The organism is Vibrio sp. 2304 (assembly GCF_033339475.1).
In the GTDB taxonomy this organism is placed as follows: domain Bacteria; phylum Pseudomonadota; class Gammaproteobacteria; order Enterobacterales; family Vibrionaceae; genus Vibrio; species Vibrio alginolyticus.
The window spans coordinates 1-692 of record NZ_JAWOUQ010000062.1; the positions used below are offsets into that span (position 1 = coordinate 1).

Annotated in this window: 2 protein-coding genes; both read right to left on the bottom strand. The window is 64.3% G+C overall.

Annotation, left to right across the window (positions count from 1 at the left end; genetic code table 11):
* Positions 1-210: ATP-binding cassette domain-containing protein (locus R7P64_RS24250; RefSeq protein WP_318124155.1), on the bottom strand; the 210-nt coding region annotated here is incomplete at its 3' end.
* A partial coding sequence (locus tag R7P64_RS24255) for an ABC transporter permease (protein WP_318124157.1) occupies positions 203-692 on the bottom strand: 490 nt, incomplete at its 5' end. The genes R7P64_RS24255 and R7P64_RS24250, both read right to left, overlap by 8 nt.

A 692-nucleotide genomic window follows, 5' to 3' on the forward strand; every position in this document is an offset into this window, starting at 1 on the left:
GCGCCCCAGCACCTCCAGCCGTTCAGCGCTCACCACCCCGGGCTTGCGCACCAGGCCCATCAGCGCCCGGGCGGTCATCGATTTGCCGGAGCCGGATTCGCCCACCAGCGCCAGCCGCTCGTTGCCGAGGGTGAAGCTGACGTTGTCCACCACCCGGGCGGTGGGATAGTCGACGGCGAGTCCCTGGACGGTCAGTCGGATGTCAGTCATGTTGCGGCTCCAGAATATCGCGCAGGCCATCGCCCAGCACGTTGATGGCGATCACGGTGATAAAGATGGCGATGCCCGGCGGCATCCACAGCCAGGGGCGACGCTGGAAATCGATCAGACTGTTAGCGGCATCCATCATATTGCCCCACGACGGCGTCGGCGGCACCACGCCGAGGCCGAGATAGCTCAGCGCGGATTCACTGAGAATGGCGTTGGCGACGGCCATGGTCGCCATCACCACCAGAATCGGAATGGTATTCGGCAGCAGGTGGCCAAACAGCCGGCGACGCGCCGACAGGCCCAGCACCTGGGTGGCCAGCATAAAATCGCGTTCGCGCAGGGAGAGACATTGTCCGCGCACCAGCCGCGCCAGTCGGGGCCACTCCAGCAGGCTGAGCATCACCACCACCATATAAATGCGCGAGTCCGGCGAAAAATCGAGCTCAGAAAGCATCGCCCCGGCGACGATCAATAGCGGTAAC